The sequence below is a fragment of the Kitasatospora sp. NPDC057936 genome, from assembly GCF_042887525.1.
Classification (GTDB): Bacteria; Actinomycetota; Actinomycetes; order Streptomycetales; family Streptomycetaceae; genus Kitasatospora.
In genome coordinates this window covers 1-2,442 of record NZ_JBHVPD010000202.1, presented here as the reverse complement: position 1 = coordinate 2,442, position 2,442 = coordinate 1, and the positions used below count along the sequence as shown (strand labels likewise).

Here is a 2,442-nt window from a genome sequence, read left to right as displayed (position 1 = left end):
GGACACGCACCTCGCCGCGTTGTCGTCGGTCGCCGATGCTCCGCATGGACTCCCTCCTCCGCCTTGCGATGCACGCACCCAGACGCCGCACGGCCCGCCCTCCGGGCGGACGACGGGGGTTTGAAGACAGGCCCCAGGTCCCGCCCCGGTGGCCGGTATTGACCGGTCGTCGGGGCGGGACCGCGTGTCGGGCGGCGGCGGACGTCGGCGTTCCCTATCGTCGGGTCCGCCGACCCAGCAGCCGATCAGACCCGTGGGAGTGCGCGATGCCCGGACCGGAGCAGCAGTCGACCGCCCCAGGGCCCGGCCCCGGCCCCGCCCGGACGGAGCACTGCGCGGACGTCATCGTGGTCGGCGCCGGCCCCTCCGGCTCCACCGCCGCCTACCACCTCGCCCGCACCGGGCTCGACGTCCTCCTCCTCGAAAAGGCGGCCTTCCCCCGCGAGAAGGTCTGCGGAGACGGCCTCACCCCGCGCGCCGTCAAGCAGTTGGCCGACCTGGGCATCGACGTCTCCGAGGAGGCCGGCTGGCTGCACAACCGCGGGCTGCGCCTGGTCGCCGGCCGCCGCACGATCGAGTTCGACTGGCCCGAGCTCTCCGCCTTCCCCGGGTACGGCGCCGTGCGCCGCCGTGCCGACTTCGACGAACTGCTCGCCCGCCGCGCCGCCGCGGCCGGTGCCCGACTGGTCGAACGGGCCAACGTGGCGGGCCCGTTGGTCGACGACCGGAGCGGCCGGATCACCGGCGTCACCGCCAAGCTCGGCGACGACCGGAGGCCCGTCGACTACCACGCACCCGTCGTGGTCGCCGCCGACGGCAACTCCACCCGCCTCTCGCTCGCCATGAAGCGCTACCGCCGCACCGACCGCGCGGTGGGCGTCGCCTACCGCACCTACTTCACCACCCCGCGCCACGACGACCGCTACCTGGAGGCCTGGCTCGACCTGCGCGACCCCACCGACCCCGGCCGCCGCCTCCTGCCCGGCTACGCCTGGGTGTTCGGCATGGGCGACGGCACGGCCAACGTCGGCCTCGGCGTGCTCGACACCGCCGGCGTCGACCTCGACTGGCGCGACCTGCTGCGCCGCTGGTGCGACGGCCTCCCGCCGGAGTACGAGTACGGCCCGGACGCCGTCACCGAACCCGTCCGCGGATCCGCCCTCCCCATGGGCCTCAACCGTGGGCCCCACTACGCCGACGGCCTGCTGCTGATCGGCGACGCGGGCGGCACGGTCAGCCCCGGCACCGGCGAGGGCATCGCCTACGCGATGGAGTCCGGCCGCTACGCCGCCGAGACGATCGTCCAGGCGCTCGCCCGCCGCACCGACCGCGGCCGCGAACTCGCCCTGCGCGCCTACCCGCAGGCGCTGCGCTCCGCCTACGCCGGGTACTTCGCGCTCGGGCGGCTCGCCGCGGACCTGCTCGGCCGCCCGAAGCTGCTCGCCGCGGCGGGCGCGGCCGGGCTCGGGCGGCCGGCGCTGCTGAACATCGCCTTCCGGCTGATGGTCAACCTGACCGAGCCCGACTCGAAGGACGCCCTCGACCGGCTGCTGCACCTGATCGGGCGGGTCGCGCCGGGGCGGTGAGCCGGGCCGCCGGGCGGCAGGTTGGCCGAAAGGAGGGGATTCGGCGGGGCAACTGCGACATCGGATTGACGGATGATCAGATGATCCGCTTGCCTGGTGTCGAATCCCCCCTGACGACGGAGACACCGTGCGCCTTCGCCTGCTCATCGCGCCGCTCGCCGCGGCCGCGGCCCTGATATCCCCGACCGTCCCGGCGGCCGCCGCCGACCGGGCCACCCCCGCCGGCGAGTGCTCCGCCGCCTTCCGGCACGGCGACGCCCGCCTCGGCCCCCAGGACCTGCCGACCAGCGGCCCGGTCGGCGAGCAGGTCGACGGCTACCGGCGCACCGGCGGCGCGAGCGAGCGCGACTTCCTCGCCCAGTACTGGGACGCGGCGGCCAACGGCGGCAAGGGCGGCTGGAAGTACCCGCCCGCCGACGGCTTCGTCACGCTGCCCGACGGCAGCCCGGTCGAGTTCGACCTCACCCTCCACCCGGACCAGGACATCGACCGCTACGGCAGCGAGTACGGCGCCTTCCTCGCCCCCGAGGGCCTGCCCTACGAGAACCGCGCGATCCCGCCGCAGAGCCTCGACGGGAACCCGGCGGCCGGCTGCAACTACCACGACTACACGGTGGTCAAGGAGTTCACGGTGCACGCCGGCCCGATCGCGCCGTGGTTCAACCAGCCCGGCTGGGGCCTGCAGTACCAGCTCGACGGCGCCCTCGTGCCGGGCGGCCCGGCCAGGCTGAACGTGCTCTGGCTGGTCGACAACGGCTACCTGGCCCGGATCTGATCCTGATCTTCAAGGCTGGCCCGGCGGCGGGCGCCGTCCGCAGGCGTCGCCCGCCGCCGTCCGCCGCCGTCCGCCGACGCG

At 75.2% G+C, this 2,442-nt stretch carries 2 protein-coding genes; both read left to right on the top strand.

Features of this window, described 5'->3' with window-relative positions; all coding sequences use genetic code 11:
* Window positions 1-266: 266 nt before the first annotated feature.
* The gene (locus ACFVU9_RS45385) at window positions 267-1,586 is read left to right on the top strand and encodes a geranylgeranyl reductase family protein (protein WP_387603962.1); all 1,320 of its coding nucleotides are present in this window, start codon (window positions 267-269) and stop codon (window positions 1,584-1,586) included.
* 127 nt (window positions 1,587-1,713) lie between these two features.
* Window positions 1,714-2,361, top strand: a complete 648-nt coding sequence (locus tag ACFVU9_RS45380; RefSeq protein WP_387603959.1) for a TNT domain-containing protein — start codon at window positions 1,714-1,716, stop codon at window positions 2,359-2,361.
* The last annotated feature ends 81 nt before the right edge of the window (window positions 2,362-2,442 follow it).

Excerpts from the sequence above, each read along its gene's own strand:
- ACFVU9_RS45385 (WP_387603962.1), top strand. The coding sequence starts at position 267 with ATGCCCGGACCGGAGCAGCAGTCGACCGCCCCAGGGCCCGGCCCCGGC.